This is a genomic window from Aliirhizobium sp. YIM B11859, from assembly GCF_057163345.1.
Window position 1 is genome coordinate 795,974 of the sequence record NZ_JBXHAY010000001.1, and the last position, 20,620, is coordinate 816,593.

The 20,620-nt window shown below is 60.8% G+C and carries 22 protein-coding genes; 10 read left to right on the forward strand and 12 right to left on the reverse strand.

The genetic code is table 11. The features are described from left to right. Positions 1–101: 101 nt before the first annotated feature. From AC2GXZ_RS03685 to AC2GXZ_RS03715, 7 genes are all read right to left on the reverse strand, one after another. Positions 102–641, reverse strand: a complete 540-nt coding sequence (locus AC2GXZ_RS03685; protein ID WP_483757754.1) for a TadE/TadG family type IV pilus assembly protein — start codon at positions 639–641, stop codon at positions 102–104. Continuing rightward, positions 641–1,159 (reverse strand): TadE/TadG family type IV pilus assembly protein, encoded by a 519-nt coding sequence (locus AC2GXZ_RS03690; protein WP_483757755.1) that lies wholly within the window; start codon positions 1,157–1,159, stop codon positions 641–643. Before AC2GXZ_RS03690 ends, AC2GXZ_RS03685 begins: the two co-directional genes overlap by 1 nt. Next, the gene (locus AC2GXZ_RS03695) at positions 1,156–2,463 is read right to left on the reverse strand and encodes a TadE/TadG family type IV pilus assembly protein (RefSeq protein ID WP_483757756.1); all 1,308 of its coding nucleotides are present in this window, start codon (positions 2,461–2,463) and stop codon (positions 1,156–1,158) included. The genes AC2GXZ_RS03690 and AC2GXZ_RS03695 overlap by 4 nt, the downstream gene beginning before the upstream one ends. 146 nt (positions 2,464–2,609) lie before the next feature. After that, a complete protein-coding gene (locus AC2GXZ_RS03700; protein ID WP_483757757.1) occupies positions 2,610–3,062 on the reverse strand; it encodes a GFA family protein in 453 nt (150 codons plus the stop codon). A 73-nt stretch (positions 3,063–3,135) separates the two neighbouring features. Continuing rightward, on the reverse strand, positions 3,136–3,843 hold the full coding sequence (locus AC2GXZ_RS03705) for a glutathione S-transferase N-terminal domain-containing protein (protein WP_483757758.1): 708 nt from the start codon (positions 3,841–3,843) through the stop codon (positions 3,136–3,138). Between the two features lie 38 nt (positions 3,844–3,881). Beyond that, the gene (locus tag AC2GXZ_RS03710; RefSeq protein ID WP_483757759.1) at positions 3,882–4,235 is read right to left on the reverse strand and encodes a type II toxin-antitoxin system RelE/ParE family toxin; all 354 of its coding nucleotides are present in this window, start codon (positions 4,233–4,235) and stop codon (positions 3,882–3,884) included. Then, on the reverse strand, positions 4,236–4,487 hold the full coding sequence (locus AC2GXZ_RS03715) for a ribbon-helix-helix domain-containing protein (protein WP_483757760.1): 252 nt from the start codon (positions 4,485–4,487) through the stop codon (positions 4,236–4,238). It lies immediately after the preceding gene. A gap of 132 nt (positions 4,488–4,619) precedes the next feature. On the opposite strand from AC2GXZ_RS03715, the gene AC2GXZ_RS03720 reads away from it, so the two are divergent. Both AC2GXZ_RS03720 and AC2GXZ_RS03725 read left to right on the forward strand, forming a co-directional pair. Continuing rightward, complete coding sequence (locus AC2GXZ_RS03720) at positions 4,620–5,027, forward strand: YciI family protein (RefSeq protein WP_483757761.1); 408 nt, start codon at positions 4,620–4,622, stop codon at positions 5,025–5,027. Further along, positions 5,024–6,262: an RNA polymerase sigma factor gene (locus tag AC2GXZ_RS03725; RefSeq protein WP_483757762.1), complete on the forward strand. Its 1,239-nt coding sequence runs from the start codon at positions 5,024–5,026 to the stop codon at positions 6,260–6,262. The genes AC2GXZ_RS03720 and AC2GXZ_RS03725 overlap by 4 nt, the downstream gene beginning before the upstream one ends. 29 nt (positions 6,263–6,291) lie before the next feature. Here AC2GXZ_RS03725 and AC2GXZ_RS03730 read toward each other — a convergent pair whose 3' ends face one another. Together AC2GXZ_RS03730 and AC2GXZ_RS03735 are read right to left on the reverse strand one after the other, a co-directional pair. Further along, entirely contained in the window at positions 6,292–6,675 is a 384-nt protein-coding gene (locus AC2GXZ_RS03730; protein WP_483757763.1) for a response regulator, read from the reverse strand. Between the two features lie 4 nt (positions 6,676–6,679). After that, positions 6,680–8,698: a GAF domain-containing protein gene (locus tag AC2GXZ_RS03735; protein ID WP_483757764.1), complete on the reverse strand. Its 2,019-nt coding sequence runs from the start codon at positions 8,696–8,698 to the stop codon at positions 6,680–6,682. Positions 8,699–8,988: 290 nt separating this feature from the next. Between AC2GXZ_RS03735 and AC2GXZ_RS03740 the strand changes: the two genes are divergently transcribed. From AC2GXZ_RS03740 to AC2GXZ_RS03755, 4 genes are all read left to right on the forward strand, one after another. After that, a complete protein-coding gene (locus tag AC2GXZ_RS03740; RefSeq protein ID WP_483757765.1) occupies positions 8,989–10,014 on the forward strand; it encodes an ABC transporter substrate-binding protein in 1,026 nt (341 codons plus the stop codon). Positions 10,015–10,031: 17 nt separating this feature from the next. Beyond that, complete coding sequence (locus AC2GXZ_RS03745) at positions 10,032–11,087, forward strand: FecCD family ABC transporter permease (protein ID WP_483758257.1); 1,056 nt, start codon at positions 10,032–10,034, stop codon at positions 11,085–11,087. Next, positions 11,084–11,845, forward strand: coding sequence for an ABC transporter ATP-binding protein (locus AC2GXZ_RS03750; protein WP_483757766.1), 762 nt, complete (start codon positions 11,084–11,086; stop codon positions 11,843–11,845). The genes AC2GXZ_RS03745 and AC2GXZ_RS03750 overlap by 4 nt, the downstream gene beginning before the upstream one ends. A 107-nt stretch (positions 11,846–11,952) precedes the next feature. Continuing rightward, complete coding sequence (locus AC2GXZ_RS03755; protein WP_483758258.1) at positions 11,953–12,417, forward strand: SRPBCC family protein; 465 nt, start codon at positions 11,953–11,955, stop codon at positions 12,415–12,417. Positions 12,418–12,480: 63 nt separating this feature from the next. On the opposite strand, the gene AC2GXZ_RS03760 is transcribed toward AC2GXZ_RS03755, so the two are convergent. Then, complete coding sequence (locus AC2GXZ_RS03760; protein WP_483757767.1) at positions 12,481–14,022, reverse strand: cation:proton antiporter; 1,542 nt, start codon at positions 14,020–14,022, stop codon at positions 12,481–12,483. A gap of 126 nt (positions 14,023–14,148) precedes the next feature. Then, on the reverse strand, positions 14,149–15,333 hold the full coding sequence (locus AC2GXZ_RS03765) for a GGDEF domain-containing protein (protein WP_483757768.1): 1,185 nt from the start codon (positions 15,331–15,333) through the stop codon (positions 14,149–14,151). Between the two features lie 175 nt (positions 15,334–15,508). On the opposite strand from AC2GXZ_RS03765, the gene AC2GXZ_RS03770 reads away from it, so the two are divergent. Next, a complete protein-coding gene (locus tag AC2GXZ_RS03770) occupies positions 15,509–16,570 on the forward strand; it encodes an LLM class flavin-dependent oxidoreductase (RefSeq protein WP_483757769.1) in 1,062 nt (353 codons plus the stop codon). Between the two features lie 28 nt (positions 16,571–16,598). Then, positions 16,599–17,354: a type I methionyl aminopeptidase gene (gene map / locus AC2GXZ_RS03775; RefSeq protein WP_483757770.1), complete on the forward strand. Its 756-nt coding sequence runs from the start codon at positions 16,599–16,601 to the stop codon at positions 17,352–17,354. A 70-nt stretch (positions 17,355–17,424) separates the two neighbouring features. Here the strand turns inward: map and AC2GXZ_RS03780 are convergent, their stop codons facing one another. Then, complete coding sequence (locus AC2GXZ_RS03780; protein WP_483757771.1) at positions 17,425–17,643, reverse strand: hypothetical protein; 219 nt, start codon at positions 17,641–17,643, stop codon at positions 17,425–17,427. A gap of 192 nt (positions 17,644–17,835) precedes the next feature. Here AC2GXZ_RS03780 and AC2GXZ_RS03785 point away from each other — a divergent pair, with 192 nt between their 5' ends. Next, entirely contained in the window at positions 17,836–19,014 is a 1,179-nt protein-coding gene (locus tag AC2GXZ_RS03785; protein ID WP_483757772.1) for a YbfB/YjiJ family MFS transporter, read from the forward strand. Positions 19,015–19,214: 200 nt separating this feature from the next. After that, entirely contained in the window at positions 19,215–20,492 is a 1,278-nt protein-coding gene (sbmA, locus tag AC2GXZ_RS03790; RefSeq protein ID WP_483757773.1) for a peptide antibiotic transporter SbmA, read from the forward strand. The last annotated feature ends 128 nt before the right edge of the window (positions 20,493–20,620 follow it).

Below are 20,620 nucleotides of genomic sequence, written 5' to 3' on the forward strand. Positions count from 1 at the left end.
TGTGTGGGTTTCGCTAAGATACTGTAGGGACGCAACAATTTGCCTGTCGTGAAATAGGGCGGCGATTGTAGCTTTTGTCCCGTTGCGACACGTGGCGGTGTTCAGCGCTTTATCTGCGCGGTGAAACGCGGCCGGGTGAAGGCGTTTTCCAGATAGGTGATCGTGCCGAAGCCGAAGAGATTGGCGAAGGCGGTATACTGGGTGACACCTTCAACCAGAATGACGGAATCACCGCTTGGGATTGCCGGCAGCGTGGTGGCGTCCAGCACCTGCGCGGGCAACAGGCCGGCTGTGCCTGCCTGATAGGTCCATGTCGCGGAATATTTGCTGTCCTTCCAGATGACGCTGGTGATGCGCAGGCCGTTCGGCATGGTTGCGTCGGCCTGCAGGTTGGCAAAGGCGCCATAGGTCTTGGCGAAGAAGGCGTCGTCGACAGTCATCTGGCGGGCGACGATATCGGCAATTATGCCGTTCGATTCGACGATCTTGTTATAGGCGCGCAGCACGTCGTAAAGCGTCACGCCGCCGAGAAAGAGCAGGATGATGATCGGAAAGGTCAGCGCGAACTCGATGCCGGACGTGCCGGATCTGTTGGCGAACAGGCGCTTCAGGGTGCGGGCAGGGGAGCGTGGTTCAGACATCATGACGGCTCGTTGACGAAGGCGAAGCTTGCGGTGAGACGGATGGCGCCGGTGGCATCCTTGGGAACCGACAGGCCGTAACCGATGCCCGGCACCAGCGGATCGACGACGAAGCAGGCGCGGGCGAAGATGAGCTGCGAGCGCTGTCCCGAGTGATAGGTGGTCACCGGGTCGATCGTCACGCTGCGGTCGACGCAGGGCGTTTCGGTGGTCGGGAAGTCTGCGGCCGTGTCTATCGGCGTCAGTTCCAGTCGGAGCGAGGCCGCGCAATTGGCAAGCAGAATGGCTTCATCGCAGACCTTCTGCTTGTAGGCGGCATAGTCCATCGACGTCGAGCCGATCTGCACGGCGCGTGATGCCCGGCTGAGGCCTCGGTCAAGCATGACCGACTGGGTCATGATCCAGCCAGCCTCGAAGACCGAAAAGAGCAGCGACAGGACGAGCGGGATGAGCAGGGCGAATTCGACCGCAGCCGAGCCGCTGCGATCCGAACCCCCTTGGCGAAGGCGGTGGATCACTGGGTCAGCCTCAGCTTCTTGATCGAGATCGAGATCGACTTGAAGGCATCGGTGATGTTCGATCCCGAGGTCGGGTAATAATGGGCCGAGCTCGATGCGCAATTGGTCATCTGGGTCGTGGCGCTGCCCGAGACTTCGAAACCGACCGTGTAGATGATGATGCCATTGGCCTTGGCGGCAGTGCAGACATTGGCAAGGCGGGTGGCGTCCGTCGCTGCCGAGGACACCTGCTTGTTGTCCGGTTTGAGCGTCACCGAACGGCTGTAGTCCTTCGGCCGGTATTGTTCGGTGATGGCGCCGTCGGTCATCAGCACGATGACCTTCATCGTATCGGAATCGTTGAAGGCGGCAGGCCTGTCGGCAAATTTCTTGTCCATCGCGCCGACGGCCATGGCGGCTGTGGTGACGGTCTTGCCGGCCGGATTGAGCAGCGTATAGCCCCATTGCATGGCGTTCTGGGTGCCGGTGCCGTCATGCATCTCGATCGAATCGATCTTCGCCTTGAGCACGGTCGCATCATTGGACAGATAGGTGATCGCGGTGCTTTCCAGCGGACACCACCAGGGGCGCATGTCGGTGCGGCCGAAATTCCAGTTGGTGAAATGCGGAACCTGGGCGGCGCCCTTGAAGGTCATCGGGGCACTGCCATAGGCTTCGTTCGTCTCGCCGAGTTCGAAGCAGGACGAATTCGAATGGGAACGTGTGCCGCCGAGCTTGTCGAACACCGCCGCACCGACATTCACATGGCCTGCATAGGGCACGATGCTGATCGTCGTGTAGTCCTTGGTATCGTCGGTCAGCATCTGGTCGATGAAGGATTTTGCCGCCTTCTTGAGGTTGCCGATCCGGTTGTTGGTGATCATCGAGCCGGACATGTCGAGCATCAGCGACATCTCGATGTTCTGCTTGGCTTCCTGCGCCGTCGAGACGGCGCTGATGGTAAGCTTGTTGACGCCGACGAGCTTGATGAAGGACGTATCGATCTGGTAGCTGGCGCTTGCCTTGACGATGCGCTGGTTGAGCGTGTTGGTACGCTCGAAACCGAGAGTCACCTCATTGGCATAGCTCAAGTTCTTGAGGTAATCCTTGAGCACCGCATCGGCATCACGGGTCTGGGTCAGCGAGGCGGCGGCCAGTACGCCGCGGTCGAGCCCGTCCTGCAATTCGACACGGATGGTCTCGTAGCGGGCAATATCGACACCGGCGCCGCCGAGCGCCACAAGCGGCACGAGAAGCAGGCCGAAGACCATTCCCACATTGCCGCGCGCATCCGCCCGAAATGCCGTCAGAGATCGCAAGAACATCGATATACCCCGTTAAATCGAAGGGGATATTCCGTTCCGATAATTTACAATCCGGTGAAGAACAACGGCGGGCCGGATGTAAATATTAGCGCGTGGTTTCTGACGTATTACTTAATTTTAGATTGAACTTATATCTAGAAACATTGTCATGTTTCGGAATATTCAGAGATCAGGCCTTCGTAGGCCTCCATCGGAGGAAATTGTTCGAAGCTCTTCAATGCGCCTGTCGTGGCCCAGGGAAACTTTTCCGAAGTATAGGTTTCGACAAAAGGCAAAAACCACGATGCATCATCCAGCATCGTCGGTCGGATATTGACGAACCAGTCCATGCCGACAGGTTTGGTAAAAAGCCAGCTTTTGCATTTCGGGCAATGATAGTGATGGGTATCATGCCCATGGACACCGCCGATGACGGGTTCTCCGGCCGTGACTTCGAAACCTGTCGAGGGAATGGCCGCCGAGCAGGAAAATGCACTGGCGCTCATCTTCTGGCAGCCCTTGCAATGGCAGGCCATGGTGATCATCGGTGCTGCGGTGATCCTGATGCGCACATCACCGCAGCGGCAGGAGCCGTCGATGGGCAGGCTTATCCTCGGCATGTCTATCTCCCTGACCTTGCATCAGGAAGATAGGGCGCGAGAGCCAAAAGCCAGCCCTGCAACGGGCTGGAAGTCAGGCCGGACGTTTCGGGATGTCGAGGCCGCGCTGCACGGCCGGGCGGGCGAGGCCGCGTTCCAGCCATTTCGGCACGTTGCTCAGCTCGTCATAGGCCACCAGTTCTGCCGCCCCATAAAAACCGATCAGGTTGCGCACCCAGCCGAGCATGGAAATGTCGGCGATCGTATAGTCGTTGCCCATCAGCCAGTCACGGCCTTCGAGACGGGTCTCCAACACGCGGATCAGCCGGGCGCTTTCCTTGGCGTAACGATCGCGCGGGCGCTTGTCCTCGAAATCCTTGCCGGCGAATTTGTGGAAGAAGCCGAGCTGGCCGAACATCGGGCCGATGCCGCCCATCTGGAACATGACCCACTGGATTGCCTCGTAACGGCCGGCCGGGTCGGCGGGCAGGAACTTGCCGGTCTTTTCCGCCAGATAGATCAGGATGGCGCCCGACTCGAACAGCGCCAGGGGTTTTCCTTCGGGGCCATCGGGATCGAGGATCGCCGGGATCTTGCCGTTCGGGTTGAGCGACAGATATTCCGGCCCCCAGGTCTCGTCGGCGCCGATATTGATGAAATGCGGCTCGTAGGCGAGGCCGGTCTCTTCCAGCATGATCGACACCTTGACGCCGTTCGGGGTCGGTGTCGAATAAAGCTGCAGGACGCCGTCGTCCTTCGGCGGCCATTTGGCGGTGATCGGGAAGGCGGAAAGATCGGTCATTGGCAATGTCCTCGGATTGGCTATGGGCGTCGGCAGGTTCAGTCCGTGCCTTTTGAATTTATGCTCAGCAGATCATCGGCGAGCCGCATGGGCAAATCCATACGTTCATGCAGGATGCTGATCACGCCGATACGACTATGGGAAAGTTCACGGAAAATGATGAAATGATGCTGATAACGGCCGAGCCAGATTTGGCGGTCGAGATCTGCCGGCACCAACAAGGAGGCAGGAAGCCTGCGCCAAAGCGCAGGATGTTGCGAAAGCTTATCGAGATGTCGATGGAGGCCGATAATGTAGGTTTCTGCCTGTTGCTCACCCCATGTTGCAGCCGTATCTCGCCAGATACGATCCTGCGCCAGATCAGCAGATGGATAAAAGCGATAACCGGCCATCTAGCGCCGCTTGTTACGGCGAATGACGTCTTCGGCCGAAATGTCGCGGAATTCGCTCTCGTCGGCGCGAAGACCGGGTTCGAGATGCTGCCTCAGCCAACTCCAACCCTCTTCATTATTCTGGATGTCCTGGCGGATCAGGGCGCGAATGTATTCGCTGGCATTTTCGTAAAGCCCGTTTTCACCTGTCTGCTGTCGAATGTGATCCTGCAATTTGCCGGTCACTCGAACATGGATACTTTCAGACGCCATTTTCGATCCTCTAAAGATATCCGCATCGTCGCATATATTGCCAATAAATGCGACAGCAGGATTTTATGCTGCGCTTCGTCGGATCAGCCGTTACCTTTCCGTCTTCAAAGGGAGAAGGAGAAGGAGAAGGACATGCTCTACGCCATCCTGTGTTATGCCCATGAGGAAACCGTTTTCGCCTGGTCCAAGGAGGAGGAGGCGGCGGTGATGGAGAAGCTCTATGCGGTGCAGGAGCCGCTGATGAAGGCCGGCAGGCTCGGTCCGGTCGGACGGCTGATGCCGACCACCACGGCGACGACCGTGCGAAAGGGCAGGGCCGTCGAGGGCAAGAGCGTGCCATTGGTGCTCGATGGCCCTTTCGCCGAGACCAAGGAAGTTCTGCTCGGTTTCTATACCGCCGAATTCGACAGTCTCGACGAGGCGGTCGCCTTTTCAAAGCAGCTTTCCGCCGTCAATCCGGGGTCGAGTTCCTACGAGATCCGGCCTTTCCTCGTTTTCCATCCGGGTGAGATAAAGGCCGGGGAAGGCGGGTCGTCATGACCGATCTCGCCTATATCGAACTCTGCCTGACGTCGGCGAGGCCTCAGGCGGTCGGAGCGCTTCTGCGTTATTTCCGCGATCTCGATATGGCCGAGGAAGCGTTTCAGGAGGCCTGTCTGCGCGCCATCAGGACATGGCCGGACAAGGGGCCGCCGCGCGATCCTACAGCCTGGCTGATCTTTGTCGGGCGCAATAGCGGCGTCGACCAGATCCGCAAGCGCGCGAGGAATGAACCTCTGCCGGAAGAAGCGGCATTTTCCGACCTGTCCGATGCCGAGGAGGATATCGCCGAGCGGCTCGACAATGCCCATTACCGCGACGATATCCTGCGGCTCCTGTTCATCTGCTGCCATCCGGACCTGCCGAACACGCAGCAGATCGCGCTGGCATTGCGAATTGTCTCGGGGCTTTCCGTGCAGCAGATCGCCCGTGCGTTTCTCGTCTCGGATGCCGCGATGGAGCAGCGGATCACGCGGGGCAAGGCGCGTGTTGCAAAAGCCGATGCGACATTCGAGGCGCCCGACAGCCACGAGCGGGCCGAACGGCTGAAGACGGTCGCGGCGATGATCTATCTGGTGTTCAACGAAGGTTATTCTGCAGGCATTGCCAATCCGGACAGTGCCGCCTTCTGCGACGAGGCGATCCGGCTTTCGCGGCTTCTGCTGCGGATCTTTCCCGCAGAGCCGGAAATCATGGGGCTTGCGGCGCTGATGCTGTTGCAGCATTCGCGGGCCGCTGCCCGGTTCGACGAGGCCGGCCAGATCGTGCTTCTCGACGACCAGGATCGCAGCCGCTGGGATCCGCGACTGATTTCCGAAGCGCTTGCCATGCTCGACAAGGCGATCCGGCACCGGCAGCCGGGGCCCTATCAGGTGCAGGCGGCAATCTCGGCCCTGCATGCGAGAGCGGCGAAACCGGAGGATACCGACTGGGGCGAGATCACGCTGCTTTACGAATTGCTGGAAAAGCTTTCGCCGTCGCCGGTGGTGACGCTCAACAGGGCGGTGGCCGTGTCGAAGCTGAAGGGAGCGGATGCGGCTCTGGAACTGCTCGGGCCGCTGGCCGACACGCTCGACGGTTATTTCTATTTCCACGGCGTGCGCGGCGGGCTGCTGATGCAGGCCGGGAGAAGCGGGGAGGCCAGGATCGCCTTCGACCGGGCGATCGCGCTTGCCAATTCGACCGCCGAATGTGCCCATATCCGCCAGCAGCTGGATCGGCTGGGAACCGCATAACACGTCAGGTGGGGCCGAGGCCTACCGGATCAGACGGCAGCCATCAGGTTCAGCTGGGCTGTGACCTTTTCGGTATCGTAGGGTTTTGGAAAAAACACGCTTCTGGCCGGAAGCACGACGTCGCTCATCCGGGCGTGGCCGGAGGTGACGATCAGCTCGATCGGCGGCCAGCGGTCGCGAATGGCGGCGGCGAGCTTCAGTCCGTCCATCGAGCCGGGCATGTCGACATCGGTAAAGACGATGCGGATATCGGTGCGGTTTTCGAGAATGGTCACCGCTTCATCGGCACTCCAGGCCTCGACGACGTCGAAACCGGCATCGATGACCAGATCAACCGCCATCATGCGCTGCAGCGGCTCGTCTTCCACTACGAGGACTACGACCCGATTGCTGATCGGCGTTGATTGTGCCATGTCGTCAATTTGCCTGTTGTAGTTGTTGAAGTGATGCCGACATTTCAACCGAAAAGCCGGGTGCTTCATAACTCGTGACAACGCCGCCTGTTCCGATCAATCCCATCTGAATAAGCTTTGAACCGAAACCTTTGCGCTCCGGTTCTCTGGGCAGCGGGCCGCCGCTTTCCTTCCAAGAGAAGGTCAGCCAGGGCTCCTGTTCTCTTTCCTCGATCACCCAGCGGATGGTGATAATGCCGCCCGGCTGGGACAGCGCGCCATATTTCAGGGCATTGGTGCCGAGCTCGTGCATCACCAGTCCCATCGACAGCGCGCCGCGCGGGCCAAGCACAACATTTGGCCCGTCCAGATCGATGCGGCCTGGCATGGCAAGCGTTTCGTCCAGACTTTCGACGATGGCGCGCACCGACGCGCCGCCCTGGTCGTGGATCAGGATGTCGTGCGCCTTGCTCAGCGCGAACAGGCGCTTTTCGAAATTCTGCACATGGCCGCGCTCGGTCACCGGGCGCAGGGTCTGGGTGGCGATCGCCTGGATCATCGCGAATGTGTTCTTCAGCCGATGGCCGATTTCGCGGTTCAGCGTTGCCTGTTCGGTCTCCGCCTGCAGCTTTGCCATGGCCATCTGAACACGATCGCCGAAGCTGCGGATGAAGGCGACTTCCTCCTCCGACCATTCATAGACATGATTATGATGGACGTAGACCAGAAGATTGAACCGGCCATGGTCGAGGATCGGCAGGTTGACGAAGGAGCGGATACCAAGCGCCATCAAGGCATCCGCATTGCCGGCGGTTCGCGGATCTGTCTTGACGTCGGAAAGCACGACCGGTTCACCGCGTTTCAGATCCTCGATATAGGAACCGTAGCTGCGGAAATGATGTTTGGGCACCAGGGGATCGGCTTCCGGCGAGTTCCATTCCGACTGGATCGTCAGGGTTTCTGCTGCCCTGTCTACAAGCCCGAAACCGGCGCGGGTGGCATCGAAGGCCTTGCCCATCAGGTCGGAGGCGACGAGTGCCATGTCGGCGATGTTGTCGAGATCCCGCAGTCTGTCGCCGAGGTCGAGCTGTGCCTGGGTTCTCAACACCGTCCGCTTCTGCTCGGTAATGTCCTGGGCGGTGCCGATCATCTTGACGGGGCGGCCATTTTCGTCCCGCTCAAGAACCGCATGGCGGCTGATCCAGCGAACGCCGTGACTTGCTGTCCTGATGCGGTATTCGACATTCATCGGCGCAGAACCATCGCTGCGGCTTTGGTCGGTGGAGTGAATGTCACGGTCGGATGGCACGACCATGGCCTGAAAGGTCTCGGCGGAATAGGTCGGCACGGCCGGCACGTCGAAGATACGGCAGAATTCCGCCGATACGGCGATCACGTCGTTCGAAATGTCGATTTCGAATGTGCCGATCCGCCCTGCTTCCTGGGCGGTAATGCTCTTGTTGACGCTCGCCCGGAAATTCGCCGAAAGGCCCTTCTGGCGGCGAAACAATTCGTCCTTGCGGTGCGACGTGCGGCGATGCTCGAGAAGTGCGATCACCTGCCGCGAGAGGGCGGCCAGAACCCTTTGCTGTGAAGCATTGAGCCCTTCAGGGCGCGGCTCCGTATCGATGACGCAAAGCGTGCCGATGGCAACGCCATCAGGCCCCATCAGGGGGGCGCCGGCATAAAAGCGGATATGCGGCGGCTCGGTCACCAGCGTGTTGTGGGCAGTTCGCGGATCAAGCGTCAGATCCGGGATGATGAGCAGGTCCGGGCTTGCCAGCGAATGGGCGCAGACGGACTGTTCGATCGGTGTTTCGCAAGCCTCGAAACCGACACGCGCCTTGAACCATTGCCGATCCGTCTCGACGAGGCTGACAAGCGATACCGGCGTTCCGCACGCCTCGGAGGCGATAAGGACGATGTCGTCGAATTCCGGTTCGGGTGGTGTGTTGAGAATGTCGTAGGCTTCAAGCAGCTCGAGGCGGCGGATCTGGTCGGTATCAGTCTGGCCTGATTCTGTTTGCTGGGTCGGCGCTGGCACGTAGGATCTCTGGAATTTCTCGCTGGAAATTGGTTTGATGTTCAGGCTCGCAACCTGCGTGCCTCTTACTTAGCGGAACTTCCAGACGCTTCAATGTACGCTACCGTACAAAGCCCTTGCGGCTTTCTTATCGAAGACTGTTTTCTGCCGGACGGCAATCGGGGCCTCCCGTGCTCGTCATCTCGCCGGGAAGAGGCGAACAAATATGACTGGAATAGTCTTGTTTCTGTTTGGAGGCGTGGATATAGGGCCGATGCGCAGTGTCGCGCCAATAAACAGGAAACACCTTCGTGACTGGATTGAAGTCTCTTCTGGCCGCATCAGGCCTTTGCGCCGCCCTTGGCCTTTTCGTTGCAAACGCTGTTCAGGCCGCAACCCAGTACCCGCTGGTGATCGACAATTGCGGCGCTTCGGTTACCTTCCGCCAGGCGCCGGAACGGGCCGTCGGCCTTGGCCAGAACAGCGCGGAAATCCTGCTGATGCTTGGCCTTGAGGACAAGATGGTCGGCACCGCCTTCTGGCCGAGCAAGGTTCTGCCGCAGCTTGCCGAAGCCAATGCCAAGGTGAAGCTGCTCACCGTCGAATTCCCGACCTTCGAGAGCATTCTGGCGCAGAACCCGGATTTCGTCGCAGCCTCGCTGCCGAGCCTGATCGGACCGACCAGCAAGGTCGCCAAGCGCGAGGATTTCGACAAGGTCGGCGTGCCTTCCTATCTCTCGCCGAGCACCTGCCTTTCAACCGAGAAGGTGAAGAACGAATATGGCAGCCGCGAGCAGCTGTGGAACATGGACCTGCTCTACAAGGAGATCGACGAGCTGTCGCAGATCTTCGACGTTGCCGATCGCGGTAAGGCGCTGATCGCCGACTTCAAGACGCGTGAGGCGGCACTCCGTGCCGGCGTTTCAAAGGACGGCAAAAAGCTCTCCTACGTGTTCTGGTTCTCCAGCCCGTCGCCGACCGCCGACGCCTATCTTGGCGGCAAGAACGGCGCATCAGGCTTCATCGCCGACGTGCTTGGCGGCGAAAGCGCGATCAAGACCGAAGCCGAATGGCCGACACTCGGCTGGGAAAGCATCATCGCCACCAATCCCGACGTCATCGTCGTCGCCAATCTCGACCGTAACCGCTGGGAACTCGACAAGCCGGAAGCCAAGATCAAGTTCCTGACCACAGATCCGGCCGTCAGCCAGATCGCGGCGGTGAAGAACAAGGCGATCGTCGTCATGGACGGCCAGGCGATGAACCCGACCATCCGCACCATCTACGGTGCCGAACAGGTCTCCGAGCAGCTCAAGGCCCTCGGTCTGCTGAAGTGAGCGAAACCTCCGGTGCAATGCCGGCCGAAAGGCCGTCGCGGTTCCAGTCGGGAGGGCGGCAGCTTGCCGTCCTCCTGTTTCTGCTTCTCGTGTCGCTGGCCGCCATCGGACTGGTGGTGGGCGTCAGTGTCGGGATCGGCGACCTGCCGATCCCGCTGTCGACCACCTATGCGGCGATCACCAATCGGCTGGGCTGGACGGCGATCGAACTCAACCGCATCCATGAGACGGTGATCTGGGATTATCGTCTGAGCAGGGCGCTGGTTGCAGCCTTTTGTGGGGCGGGCCTGGCGTTGTCGGGTGCGATCATGCAGTCGCTTTTGCGCAATCCGCTGGCCGAGCCTTATGTGCTCGGCATTTCCGCCGGTGCCTCCACGGGGGCGGTGGCGATCGTCATTCTCGGGCTCGGGGCCGGCACGGTGTCGCTTTCGGTCGGCGCCTTTGCCGGGGCATTCGCGGCGTTCTTCTTCGTCGCGCTTTTATCCAACGGTACGCGGGGCGGGGCAGATCGCACCATTCTTGCCGGCGTTGCCGCCTCGCAGCTGTTCAATGCCGCGACCTCCTATATCGTCACCACGTCGGGCAATGCGCAGCAGGCGCGGGACGTGATGTTCTGGCTGCTCGGCAGCTTTGGCGGCGTGCGCTGGCCGGAATTCATGCTGGTCTCGGTGGTCGTCGGTGTCTGCCTGATCGTCTGCCTGGGTTATGCCCGCGTGCTCGATGCCTTCGCCTTCGGAGACGAGGCGGCCGCTTCGCTTGGCGTCAATGTCGGCTGGGCGCGGATCATCCTTTTCGCGCTGACGGCGATGATGACGGCGACGATCGTCTCGATGGTCGGCACGATCGGTTTTGTCGGCCTCGTCGTGCCGCATGCCGCGCGTTTCGTCTTCGGCCCCTTGCATATCCGGCTGCTGCCGGCCTGTGCCATTGTCGGCGCGATCTTCATGGTGCTCGCCGATATCGCCTCAAGGGCGCTGATCCCGCAGCAGGTCCTGCCGATCGGCGTCGTCACGGCACTGGTCGGCGTGCCGTTCTTCGCCGTCATCCTCTACCGGTTCCAGAGGGTATCATGAGCATCAGGACCGACAATCTCAGCTGGAAGATCGGCGCCAAGACCATTCTCGACGGCATCTCGTTTGAGGCACAACGTGGCCAGATGCTCGGGCTGCTGGGGCCGAACGGCTCCGGCAAGACCTCGCTGCTGCGGCTTCTCGCCGGGCTGAAGACGCCACATTCGGGCAGCGTGACGCTCGAGGGGCAGGACATCAGACGCATCGGCCGGCGGGCGATGGCGCAGCGTGTCGCGTTTGTCGAACAACATGCGACGACCAATTCCAACCTCAAGGTCATCGACGTGGTCAAGCTCGGGCGGTTTCCGCATCGCTCGATGTTTTCCGGATGGTCGAAGGTCGATGACGATGCGGTGGCGCAGGCGCTGGAGCGCGCCGGGATGACGGAAAAGCGGAACGACCGCTGGCAGAGCCTGTCCGGCGGCGAGAAACAGCGGGCACATATCGCCCGGGCGCTGGCGCAATCGCCAAAAGAGCTGATCCTCGACGAACCGACCAACCATCTCGACATCCAGCACCAGATCAGCCTGATGCGGCTTATTGCCGGCCTGCCGATCACCAGCATCATTGCGCTGCACGACCTCAATCATGCGGCGATGTTCTGCGACCGGCTGATCGTCATGCAACGGGGAAAGATCGTCGCGTCGGGGGCGCCGGAAGACGTCCTGACGCAGGATCTGCTGCGCGACGTGTTTTCCGTCGATGCGCGGGTCGAGACATCGCCGCATCACGCCCGTCCGCATATCCATTATCTGCGATAGCGATCGAGGGCCGGAGAAAGAATCTCCGGCGCTGTCTGTTTCCTGCCCTGTCTTTCGTCCTAGGTTCAACATCCGATGCGATGATGGGACATCGAAAGGGAGACAGGATCATGGCCGCCACTTACACACTTCAGTTCGTTCGTGAATTCGATGTGCCGGCAGAAAAGCTCTACCAGGTCTGGACGACGCCGGAACGGTTCGGCGAGTGGTTCTGCCCGCTGCCTTGGAAGGTGACCGAAGCGCGTTCGGACCTCCGCCCGGGCGGCGAGAGTTTTGTGCTTATGGAAGGCCCGAACGGGGAAAAGGTCCCCAATCACGGCGTTTATCTGGAAGTGGTGCCGGGTCGCAAACTCGTCTTCACCGACGCCTATAGCGCCGGCTGGGTGCCGTCGGCCAAACCCTTCATGACCGGCATTCTCGACTTCGAGGATCTCGGCAACGGACGCTCGCGCTACACGGCGACCGCGGTGCATTGGACCGAAGAAGACATGAAGGTGCATCACGACATGGGCTTCGAACAGGGCTGGGGCATCGTTGCCGACCAGATGGCGGAGCTGGCAAGGACAATCTAGTTTCCGCGAGTCCCGCCAGTGGTTTGTCGGGGCGGGTTGAGGTTTTGATTCATTCCTGCGGGATCAGATTTCCTCGATCCGCCGGTCGGCTTCCGGCAGGACCGAAAGCTCCCGCCAGTCGATCTCCTCGAGAAACAGATTGTATTCGTCGACGGTCAGCTTGTTGTCCTCACGCAGTTCCTCCAGTGCCGAGCGCTGGGCATTGATCGCCTCGAGCGCCAGCCGGCGATAGGAGGAAAGAGCTTCGGCACCTTCATCGTGAAGGCTGCCATGTTTCTCGAGCTTGAAATTGCTGCGCAGCAGTTCCGCCTCCGGACCTGCTACATGTTCGAGCTTCATGAAGCCTGCCCTTGCGATATGGGCCCTGATTGCCGTCTGCTCGCGCAGGCCGTCGTCGCTGCGGTCGAGACCGAGCCAGCGGATGAGCGGCACCAGCGTCAATCCCTGCGCCACCAGCGTTGCCAGCACGACGGCGAAGGCCGCCAGCACGACCATGTCGCGCTGGGGGAAATCGGTCGGCAGGGCAAAGGCGGTGGCAAGCGTTACCAGGCCGCGCATGCCGCACCAGCCGGCCAGTATCGCCTGCCTGATCGTCGCCGGTTCCGGCCGGCCGGCGCGTCGGGCGTAATAGGCGTGGATTCGATTGAAGCCGATACAGACCGCCAGCCGGACAAGGATGACGGTGACGACGATCAGGCCGGCAAAGGTGATCGCGTGGCCCAGATTGCCGGGCTCCATGTCGAACAGGATGGCGCGGGCCTGCATGCCCATCAGCAGGAAGGCCATGACGTTCAAAACGAAGACGACGACGCTCCAGACGGCATAGGACTGCACGCGCATGCGGGCAGACGAACGTGCCTCGGACATCTGCGCCAGCGTCATGCCGCAGCAGACGACGGCGAGCACCGCCGACAGATGCAGGCGGGTGGCGATGATCCAGAGCAGGAATGTCTGGACGAACTGCATGACATTGCCGCCAAGCGTGCCGCTGACGGAGAGCGTCAGTCCGCGGATCATGCGGGCCGCGATGATGCCGAAAATGATGCCGCCCGGAACGGCCAGCGCCAGATGCAGGCCGACCTCCATGTCGACACGCCCGGCGGACTGGACGGCGAGGGCGGCGTCGAAGATCAGCAGGGCGGCCGCATCGTTGAACAGGCTTTCACCGCGCAGGATCGTATCGGTTTCGCGCGGGATCGATATGGTCGACAACATGGCCGTGGCAGCCGCCGCATCGGGAGGTGCAACGATCGCGCCGAGCACGATGGCGGCTGCGATCGGCAGGCCGGCATAGGTCCAGCCGACCCAGGCGACGATTGCGGCAGTGACGACCACGCCGCCGATGGCAAAGGCGACCAGCGGAAGCCAGAAGCGCTTGGCGATGCCGAGCGGGAAATCGAAGGCGGCATCGAGAAGTGCCGGCGCGATGAACAGCGCCAGCGCGGTTGCCGGATCGAGGTTGATGACCGGCGTACCGGGGATGAGCACGACTGCCGCGCCCGCAAGCGCCAGCATGGACGGGTAGGGCACGCGCAGGCGCCGCGAGATCTGCAGCAGCACGATGGCCACCAGAAGCAGGACGAGAAGGCTTTCGAAGAAACTCATGATTGCCCCCTGACGCTTGGCCTGCCGACGAACCGGTTGATTTTCGTCAATCTAGCGCGCCGTCGCGATATGGCCAACGCCGTCCCGGCGCGGACGAGGCTTATCCAATCCGGAATGACGGGGCGGTTACTCGGCTGCGGCCGGCTGTTCGCCGCTCAGGATGACAACCTGGTTTCGTCCGGCATTCTTGGCAGCGTAGAGCGCGGTGTCTGCTTCCGCGAGCAGGTCGGAATTGCTTTTCTGCAACTCCGTATCGCGGCAGGCGAGGCCGACACTTGCGGTCACCAGCCGCCGGATCTTCGACGCATGTGCGGTTGCCAGGTCCTGGACGTTGGCGCGGATCTGTTCGGCCACATCCAGTGCCGTGCGCTCATCGAGTTCGGCCAGCACGACGGCGAATTCCTCACCACCGTGACGCGCCACGAGGTCGTGTGACGCGACGCTTCTCATCAAGGCATCGGCGACGAGAACCAGGCAGACGTCACCCTCGCCATGGCCATAGGTATCGTTGTAGGACTTGAAATGATCGATATCGACGATCAGCACGGCGCAGCGATCCGGCGCGCGGCGCAGGAATTCCATCAGCCGGCGGCGGTTGGAAAGCCCGGTCAGCGGATCCGTCAGCGTCTGGGCGGTCAGTTCGCGGTTTTCCTCTTCGAGCAGCGAGCCGCGTGCCGCGAGTTCTTCCGTCAGCCGGCGGTTCTGGTCCAGCAACTGGAATGTCAGGCTCAACTGCTTTCCCATGCCGCGGGCGGTGATCGCCAGCGCCATGCACAGGGTGGCGGAGGCGATCGACAGGAGATTGCTGTATTCGATGTCGCTGATCGCGAATGCCGTGGCAAAGGCCGCAAAGATCGGCACCTGGAAGAGGTTGAAGGCGGGACGGTAGACCACCGTCGGGTAGGTGACGGTCACGGCGCCCATGGCGATGCAGCACATGACAAGGGTCTGATGATCATCGCCCTGCAGCAACAGGAAGGATCCGCCAATCCCCCAGCAGGTGCCGGAGGACAGATAGACGACGCGGATGAGGCGCGACCATGCGAGCGGCGACCAATCCGGTTTCCAGCGGCGGAATATCGAGAATTCGGCGCGAATGGCTGCACCCGTGAGATGGGTGACGGCGATCAAGCAGACGCAGCCGAACCACAGGGAGAGGAAATGCTCAAGCGGCGACGACCAATAGGTGAGGAGCGTGAGGGTTGCGCCGAAAATGCTCATCGTCGAGGCCGGCGCGCTGCGATAGAGCGCCTCCATCTGCATCGCGAGCACTGTCGATTGCTGGCCGGTGTCGCGCACCAGTCGGTCCATATGGATTTCCTTCGAAATTCGGGAGGAACCTAGGGGCATAAAGCTAAGAATTGATTTTCAGAAATGGCGAAGTTCAGTGAACATTCTGTCGTGAATTTGAGGTTTGCGCCGCCGTGCAGAGCGCACTATCTCAAGCCTGCAACACGCTCTTTCCTCGCCTGCGAACGGAAACCTCATGGAACTCGGACTGCATACATTCGGCGATATGGACCCTGGCGCCGCCGACAAGGGCATTGAGGCGCACAGGCGGCTCAAGAACCTCTTGGAGGAGATCGAGCTGGCCGATCAGGTCGGGCTCGACGTTTTCGGGCTTGGTGAGCATCATCGCCCCGACTATGCGATCTCGTCTCCCTCGACGGTGCTTGCCGCCGCGGCGGCGATCACCAAACGGATCCGGCTCACCAGTTCCGTCAAGGTTCTGAGTTCCGACGACCCGGTTCGGATTTTTCAGCAGTTTTCAACCGTCGACCTGATTTCCGGCGGCCGGGCGGAGATCATGGCGGGGCGCGGCTCGTTCATCGAATCCTTCCCGCTTTTCGGGTACGATCTCGGCGACTACGACGATCTGTTTACCGAAAAACTTGACCTGTTGCTCAAGCTGCGGGACGAGGAAGTCGTGACCTGGCAGGGACAGATGCGTCCCTCGATCAACGGCCGTGGCGTCTATCCGAGGCCGCTGCAGACGCAGATGCCCGTCTGGATCGCCGTCGGCGGCACGCCGCAATCGGTGGCGCGCGCCGGCGCGCTTGGCCTGCCGCTCGCCATTGCCATCATCGGCGGCGAATATCCGCGGTTCAGGCCCTATGTCGATCTCTATCGCGAGGCCGGCGAAAAAGCCGGGCATGATCCGGCGACGCTGAAAAGCAGCATCAACGTCCATGGTTTTATCGCCGATACGACGCAGGCTGCGGCCGACCAGTTTTACGGGCCGCAATCGGAGGTGATGAACCGGCTTGGCCGCGAGCGCGGCTGGGGACCGACGAGCCGGGCGCATTTCGACCAGGCCCGTGGGCCGCTCGGCAATCTCTTCGTCGGCGAGCCGGAACTGGTCGCCGAGAAGATCATTGCCGCGCACGAGGTGTTCAAGATGGACCGGTTCCTGCTGCAGATGGCGATCGGCCTGATGCCGCATGATGAGATCATGCGCGGTATCGAACTCTACGGAACGAAGGTGGCACCGATCGTCAGAAAGGAATTGACCGGATCGGCTGGGCGCGCCACATCCCAGGTCGAATAAAAAGACAGGATAAGGACCAAGACCCGGAATGGTAATCTCCAGCGAAGACGAGCTCGAAAAGTTGAAGGTCATCGGCAGGCTGTGTGCCCAGGCGATGGAAACGATGGCGAAGGCGCTGGAGCCGGGGATCACCACCAAGGAACTCGACGATATCGGCCGCAAGCTGCTGGAGGATAACGGTGCGCAATCGGCGCCGGAGACCTGTTACCAGTTTCCCGGCGCGACCTGCATCAGTGTCAACGAGGAAGTGGCGCACGGCATTCCGGGCGGGCGGGTGATCAAGGCGGGAGATCTCGTCAATATCGATGTTTCCGCCGTGAAGGACGGGTTTTTCGGCGATTGCGGCTCCTCCTATGCCGTGCCGCCGGTTCGGCGCGAGATCGAGAAGCTATGCCGCGACGGCAAAAGGGCGCTGTGGACCGGGTTGCAGCAGGTTAAGGCGGGCAACAAGATTGCCGGCATCGGCAATGCGATCGGGGCGTTTGCCAAAAAGAACCGCTACACGCTGATCACCAATCTTTCGAGCCACGGCATCGGATTGACGTTGCATGACGAGCCGAAGGAAATCCCGACTTGGCCGGAAAAGGGCGAGCGGCGGATCATGGAAGAGGGGCTGGTCTTCACCATCGAACCGTTCCTGTCTCTGGGTGGAACCTGGGCGGAAGACGGCGACAATGACGATCCCTGGACACTCTACAGCGATCCGAACGCGCCGACGGTGCAATACGAACACACGATCGTTGCGACCCGTAGCGGGCCGCTGATCCTGACGCTGGCGAATTGAACTGGTCTGGTTTGATCGGTGAAACGCCCGAGCATGCCGGCCGCAGCGGTGCTGCGACCAGGAGCGCGTCTCAGCGGGCGCAGTTTTCGGCGCGGTTGGCGGCCTCGATGGCGCAATAAAAGGCGCTTGCACGCTCTTCGCCAAGATGGCTGATCGCACGGCGCGCATGGACGCGGGCTGCACTTTCCATCAGCTGCGCGAACGCGGCATTGCCGATCAGATCGGCCTTGCGCAATTGCGCGATCAACGGGTCCATCAGGACTTCCGATACACTTAAATCTCGTTCCATCTTTGCGCCTCCCGTCTTGTTGGGCACGACGCAGATCATGGCGGCCTTTCGTGTCAACAACAAGACAAATGACGCCTTGCATTGCGTCAATTCCGTGTCGCAGTGCGTTCTCGACCGGAGCATTCAAAATATTCGATAGGATATGACAAATGCTGATTTGTGCGATGCAGCGATAATTGACATAAGCCATTCATGGACATGACCCCACGATACGATCTTCGGCTTGTCGGCCTTTCCGGTGCCATCACTCTGGCGGCGGCCATGGGCTTCGGCCGCTTCTTCTACACGCCGGTTCTGCCGGGCATGATTGCCGGCATTCCGCTCTCCTCGGGGGAAGCCGGATATATCGCTGCTGGAAATTTCGCCGGATATCTGGCGGGTGCGCTGCTTGCCGGGCAGGGGTGGGCGGCGGGCCGCGAGAGGACGATCGCGCTCTGCGCCTTGCTGGCGACCAGCGTACTGCTTGCGGCGATGGCGATGACGACCTCCGTGCCGGCTTTCATCGCCATCCGGTTCCTGTCAGGGGTCGCGAGTGCGCTGGCGCTGATCCTCGCCTCCTCAATCGTGCTGCCCTTTGCGCGCGAGGGCGGCCGGCAGGGGCATATCGTCAATTTCCTGCATTTCGGCGGCGTCGGCATGGGGATCGCCCTGTCTTCGGCGCTGGCCCTCGTCGTCAACATGTCTGCAGGGGACGCGGCACACGGGTGGCGGATCAACTGGCTCGCGGGTGCCGCGATCACCCTGATTGCCGTGATCATCGTACATCGGCTGCTGCCGCGTCCGCATGCGGCGGCCGAGCGCAAGAGCGAACCCGCGCTTGTCTGGCGTTTGCCGCTCGTTCTCCTGACGACATCCTACGGGCTGTTCGGCTTCGGTTACGTCATCACCGCGACCTTTCTGGTGACGATCGCGCGGGCCGGCGATGCAGGTCCGATCGTCGAATTCCTCGCATGGTTCGTGACCGGCACGGCGGCAGCCGTATCGCTTCTTGCCTGGCATCCGGCGGCGATCCGGCTCGGGCTGGCAAAATCCTATGCCGCTGCGATGGTTGCGCTGGCGATCGGCGTGGTCGGTTCGGTGCTTCTGCCGCCAACGCCGGGGGCGCTGTTCGGCGGCCTGCTGCTCGGCGCGACCTTCATGGTGATCACCGCCTACGGGCTGCAGCTCGGCGGCAAGCTTGCACCGGAAAGCCCGCGGCGGGCGCTTTCGTCGATGACGGCAGCGTTTGGCGTCGGCCAGATCGCCGGGCCTCTGGTGGCCGGCTGGGCGGCGGAGAAAAGCGGCAGTTTTGTGCTGCCGACGCTGATGGCGACCGGCGTGCTGGTCGTCAGCGTGGTCCTGGCGGCAATCGTTGCGCGGCGGAGCGCCTGACCCTTCGGGCGGGCCGGAACGCCTGAACAAACGCTCGAGTGCATGCCCGGAGAGCCTGTCCTGCAGGCGTGCCGGGAAATGATTGCGGTTACAAATGCGTAACAAAGTGGTGCAGCCATTGCCGCATCCATGCGATTGCCATAATTTCCCCGCCTAACGCCGCACCCCAAAAGCAACGAACTCAGGAAAGCTCAAGCTCCGTGTTCCATTCCTTCTTTCCCCGCCCGAAACTGTTTTTCATTTCCGCGATAGTCTGGTCTGTCGTCACCATTCTCGCTTGGTATTTCATTTTCGCCGGGATAGGAGACCGTGCCGGTTTCGGCCTGCCGGAAGGGGCGTCCGAGCCTTATGATCTGACCTATTTCCTGGTGCCGGCTAACCTCTATTTCTACGCCTATTTCGTCATATCCCTGCTGCTGTTCGGTGCAGCATGGTCTTTCCTTGCGAAAGACAACCCTTGGATGGCGTGGTCGGTCTGGGGGTCGCTGCTGATCATCGCCGTGACCTATTTCAGCGTTCAGATTTCGGTGATTTTCAATAACTGGCGCCGGCCGTTTTTCGATCTCATGCAGAATGCCCTGGCAAGTAAGCCCGGGATCACGCAATGGGACTTCTACAGCCTCATGCTGATATTCGCCCAGGTCGCTTTCCTGAGCATGTTCGTCTCGATCCTGACGGATTTCTTCACCAGTCATTACATCTTCCGCTGGCGTACAGCGATGAACAATTTCTACATGTCCAAGTGGGAGAAGCTGCGCCATATCGAAGGCGCCTCGCAGCGTGTACAGGAAGACACGATGCGGTTTTCCTCGACCTTGGAAGGTCTGGGCATTTCGCTGATCAACTCGGTCATGACATTGGTCGTGTTTCTGCCGATCCTGCTGGGGCTTTCCAGCTACGTGACAGAAATCCCGATCATCGGAGAATTGCCGTATGCGCTGTTCTGGATGGCGATCTTCTGGGCCACTTTCGGAACGGTCCTGCTGGCCGTGGTCGGTATCAAGCTGCCGGGCCTGAACTTCCGCAATCAGCGTGTCGAAGCGGCGTATCGCAAGGAACTCGTCTATGGCGAAGACAATGCAGAACGTGCTCAGCCGCTGACGGTCCAAGAGCTGTTCGCAAACGTTCGGAAGAACTATTTCCGGATGTACTGGCACTATCTTTATTTCAACGTTGCCCGTTATTTCTATCTTCAGGCCGATGCGCTGTTCCTGATTTTCCTGCTGGTGCCGACGATCGTTGCCGCCAAGATCACGCTCGGCATCTGGCAGCAGATCTCCACAGCTTTCGGCCAGGTATCGAATTCGTTGCAGTATCTGATTAGCTCCTGGACGACGATCATCGAACTGCTCTCCATCCACAAGCGCCTGAAGGCCTTCGAGGCGGCGATTGATGGCGGGCCGCTGCCGGAGATCGACCGGCACTACCTGCAGCGCGAGGCCGAAGGCGGCGAGATGGCGGCGAACAAGCCGACCTGAGCCGAAAGCTTCAAAAAAACACAAGCATGTCTGGCCGCGCCGGTTTTTCAAACCGGCGCGGTTTTGCGTTTCGGGCTGCCACGCTTGCCGATGGTCAAGATACGGTTTGCGTGACGGTGCCTTGGGAA

Excerpts from the sequence above, each read along its gene's own strand:
- AC2GXZ_RS03685 (WP_483757754.1), bottom strand. The coding sequence starts at position 641 with ATGTCTGAACCACGCTCCCCTGCCCGCACCCTGAAGCGCCTGTTCGCC.
- AC2GXZ_RS03695 (WP_483757756.1), bottom strand. The coding sequence starts at position 2,463 with ATGTTCTTGCGATCTCTGACGGCATTTCGGGCGGATGCGCGCGGCAAT.
- AC2GXZ_RS03700 (WP_483757757.1), bottom strand. The coding sequence starts at position 3,062 with ATGCCGAGGATAAGCCTGCCCATCGACGGCTCCTGCCGCTGCGGTGAT.
- AC2GXZ_RS03705 (WP_483757758.1), bottom strand. The coding sequence starts at position 3,843 with ATGACCGATCTTTCCGCCTTCCCGATCACCGCCAAATGGCCGCCGAAG.
- AC2GXZ_RS03710 (WP_483757759.1), bottom strand. The coding sequence starts at position 4,235 with ATGGCCGGTTATCGCTTTTATCCATCTGCTGATCTGGCGCAGGATCGT.
- AC2GXZ_RS03715 (WP_483757760.1), bottom strand. The coding sequence starts at position 4,487 with ATGGCGTCTGAAAGTATCCATGTTCGAGTGACCGGCAAATTGCAGGAT.
- AC2GXZ_RS03720 (WP_483757761.1), top strand. The coding sequence starts at position 4,620 with ATGCTCTACGCCATCCTGTGTTATGCCCATGAGGAAACCGTTTTCGCC.
- AC2GXZ_RS03725 (WP_483757762.1), top strand. The coding sequence starts at position 5,024 with ATGACCGATCTCGCCTATATCGAACTCTGCCTGACGTCGGCGAGGCCT.
- AC2GXZ_RS03730 (WP_483757763.1), bottom strand. The coding sequence starts at position 6,675 with ATGGCACAATCAACGCCGATCAGCAATCGGGTCGTAGTCCTCGTAGTG.
- AC2GXZ_RS03745 (WP_483758257.1), top strand. The coding sequence starts at position 10,032 with ATGCCGGCCGAAAGGCCGTCGCGGTTCCAGTCGGGAGGGCGGCAGCTT.
- AC2GXZ_RS03750 (WP_483757766.1), top strand. The coding sequence starts at position 11,084 with ATGAGCATCAGGACCGACAATCTCAGCTGGAAGATCGGCGCCAAGACC.
- AC2GXZ_RS03760 (WP_483757767.1), bottom strand. The coding sequence starts at position 14,022 with ATGAGTTTCTTCGAAAGCCTTCTCGTCCTGCTTCTGGTGGCCATCGTG.
- AC2GXZ_RS03765 (WP_483757768.1), bottom strand. The coding sequence starts at position 15,333 with ATGGACCGACTGGTGCGCGACACCGGCCAGCAATCGACAGTGCTCGCG.
- AC2GXZ_RS03770 (WP_483757769.1), top strand. The coding sequence starts at position 15,509 with ATGGAACTCGGACTGCATACATTCGGCGATATGGACCCTGGCGCCGCC.
- map (WP_483757770.1), top strand. The coding sequence starts at position 16,599 with ATGGTAATCTCCAGCGAAGACGAGCTCGAAAAGTTGAAGGTCATCGGC.
- AC2GXZ_RS03780 (WP_483757771.1), bottom strand. The coding sequence starts at position 17,643 with ATGGAACGAGATTTAAGTGTATCGGAAGTCCTGATGGACCCGTTGATC.
- AC2GXZ_RS03785 (WP_483757772.1), top strand. The coding sequence starts at position 17,836 with ATGGACATGACCCCACGATACGATCTTCGGCTTGTCGGCCTTTCCGGT.